This window comes from Anaplasma capra, from assembly GCF_025628805.1.
Taxonomy (GTDB): Bacteria; Pseudomonadota; Alphaproteobacteria; order Rickettsiales; family Anaplasmataceae; genus Anaplasma; species Anaplasma capra.
In genome coordinates, this window is sequence record NZ_JAOTBG010000007.1 from 97,214 (window position 1) to 100,463 (window position 3,250).

Annotated in this window: 1 protein-coding gene; it reads right to left on the bottom strand. The window is 52.3% G+C overall.

The window, feature by feature from the left end:
* On the bottom strand, window positions 1-3,250 hold a 3,250-nt coding region (locus OC187_RS02760; protein ID WP_263008577.1), incomplete at both ends, for a hypothetical protein.

Consider the following 3,250-nt stretch of genomic DNA (forward strand, 5'->3'; position numbering starts at 1 on the left):
CCAAGGCGAACTTCCTTGACGAAGTTGAACATTCCATCTTGGGCAAACAATTGCGTGCTGGTATCCCCTGAGGGCCCTACCTGCGGCTGTTGATCCATGTTTGGAGTTTCTGGCTTACCACTAGTGGGTTGGTCTTTCTCTGCAGTTTGTGGTTGCTTTTCGTCTTGGGCATGTGGCTTATCCGGCTGTGCGGAAGCAACCTTACTACTAGCTTCACTACCTCCATCTTGAGCAAACAATTGCGGGCTAGCATCCCCTGAGGGCCCTACCTGCGGCTGTTGATCCATGTTTGGAGTTTCTGGCTTACCACTAGTGGGTTGGTCTTTCTCTGCAGTTTGTGGTTGCTTTTCGTCTTGGGCATGTGGCTTATCCGGCTGTGCGGAAGCAACCTCACTACTAGCTTCACTGCCTCCATGGCCTGTCTCAGGCACGTGTTGGCTGCGGTGGTACTCGGTTCCTATGGCATCCCACACTTCGGGCTCCCTCTGCTCCTCAGATTCCACTCTTGCCTTAAGCAACGATTTCAGGTTTTGCATTCGCGCTGGTACATGATCATGCTCGGGATCCGATGCAGCTTCTTCCAGTTGTAATTGTTCTGTTTCTGTGTCCAGATGCGACACATGCGCTCCCTTTTGGGAACCAGATCTCTGTATCCACTTCACGCTGGCATTTAGGGTACTAACTTCCGTGTCCGCGTGGGACTGTTCCTCATCTTCGGCTTCCTCTACAAGTGCGTCATCGTTGCCGCCCTGTTTTGCGGTCTCAGTATCCTGTGTGGGTTGGCCAGCTTGCAGCACATCGGATGCGCTCTTGCCCGGTTGCGCCTCCGCTTGCAGTGTTGCTGATTGCTCTTTGCGCTCTTCTGTTGTGTCACTCCCTCTAGTGTTAGTGCTTGCACTCTTTATTCCGCCAGCGCTCGCTATTCGTCCTAACCTTGATACAATTTCACGCTCTTGGATTTTAAGGGCAATACCCAGTTGTCTAATTGCAATCTCCATGTCGGATAGCAGGTATTCCCCCTTAACTTCGCTAGGGGAAATTTTGTAGGTTATGACTACCTCCAGTGCTGCATTGTTGGAAGCCGTTACACTGTGTACTTCCGTCACTTTTACTAGGGTAATAGCGCCGGTTTCGGCATCCCTTGTGACATCTAAATCGAACGTCGGGCCACTTGCAGCAGATATTTCAGGCAAAGTGCCATCTTCGCCCTGCATACACGACTTCGCAAGGCTGAGCAGCCCATCACGTGTTTCTGTTGGTTGTATCAGATACTCTTTGACAAAACGTTCTGCATCATCAGTGCTAGTGTCACCCAGGGTACTGCTACGTGCCGCGTGTCCCGTTTTAGAATATAAAAAGTCCCAAGGAACAGCTTGTGGTTGAGCGTGTGCCACATATATCATTGGGTTCACGCGGCGTGTAGAGAAGGTTCCCATGCCCCTAGTGGCGCTACCGGGCCGTGTTTCGGTATTTGGGGCCGCTGTGGATTGGTCGCCAGTTTGGGCCGGTGGACTCTTTGCGGAGTGATCGTCAGTCTTGCCTTCTTTCGTGGGGGGCTTCTCGCGTGATTGTTGCTCCGTGACACTTGCCTCTTTAATCTTATTTCGTAGGTCATCGAGCGTTGAACTCACTACCTTGAGTTTCTCTTCAAGTTCTGCTAGTCCCAGTGCTGCACTACTGGTACCAGCATCACTACTTTCTGTGCTGGCTTGTGCAGAAGCGGTATCTTGCTTCTGTGGCTGTGTTGCTGTACTCGTGTGCATTGGTCCTGACTGCAGCGTTGCTGCTGGCATCTTGCTTTTCTGATCGCTAAGACCACTAGTCATGGTGCTCACGGCGTCTGCAAGCTTCTGTCCGGCACTACTGAGGAATCGCTGGGTCTCAACCTGTGTTTCCGCGCCTTGGAAGGTTGGTTGCTGCTTGCTACCGTCAACCGCGTCACGCTTCTGTCCTGCAACGTCATCAGTACCCGTTGCAACCTCTTTCTTCTCCGCTCTTCCAGTGACGGTACTAGTACTAGCTGTGGCCCCTCCCCTCTTTGCTCTTTCAGCTGTGACGCTGGCAGACACTCTGGCCCATCTTTCCTCTGCTGCTCGTTTAGTGTCGATACCAGTGCTCGCACCCATTGTGCTCCACCTACTCGCTCTTTCAGTGGCGGTACCAGTACCCATTGTGCTCCACCTACTCGCTCTTTCAGTGGCGGTACCAGTACCCGTTGTGCCCCACCTCCTCGCTCTTTCAGTGGAGGTACTAGTACTAGCCGCGGTCTCTTTCTTCTCCACTTTTTCAGTGGTGGTACTACCTGTTTCTGTAGCGCTGTCAGGTGGCACACCAGTTCTGCTTTTCGCTTTTATGGGGGATTCCCCTCGTGGTTGTTGCGCTTTGTCGCCGGATGCATCAGGCGTCTCTGTTTCCGGATCCGAGCGTGCGTTTAGTATTGTTTCTAGATCCTGATATTCTTTCCTTAGCGCTTTAAAATCCTCCTCAAGAAGTTTGCCCTCATCATCCGGAGTGCCGTCAGCTTGTGATGCGTCATCGGAGCTCCTAGATGGCGTCGGTGCCGCATCTGGCACACTCTGGTCTTCTGCACTCTTTGGCCTAACTCCCGCACTCTTTGGCCTAACTCCCTCACTCTTGGGTGCACCAGATGGTGTGGCACCACGTGACTTCTGCGCTCGTTCGGCATTCCTATCTGAACATCCAGCTCTTGATACGACATCGCTCCCGCTGATACTAATGTGTGGCCCTTGAATGAATCTCCTGCCAGCACCACCCAGTATCCTAACCCTGGCCTTCATGTTAGATATCAGATACTCCCCTGCAGTTTCTCTGGGGGTGATGTTATAGGTTATTGATATCGTTAGTACAATGTTGGAAACTGTTACTTGATGTGCTTCTGTCACTTGTGCCAGGGTAACTTTGCCGCTTTGTTCGTCCTCTGTGATGTCTAAGTTGATTACGGGGCCACTTTCGGCAAATGCCACGAGTTCGGTGCCATCTGTGCTCTCCGCACACGCTTTTGCAAACTCTAGCAGCCCTACGCGTTTTTCCGTCGGTTTAAGTAGATATTGCTTCGCGAATTGGGCCGCATTATCATCCTCGGGGGTTTCACCGCCCGTTGTGTGTTCTGTGCCAGCGCATATCAGGCTCCAAGGTGTTGATGCCGCATCTAGCACACTCTGGTCTGCTTCACTCTTTAGCCTAACTCCCGCACTCTTGGGTGCACCAGATGGTGTGGCACCACGTGACT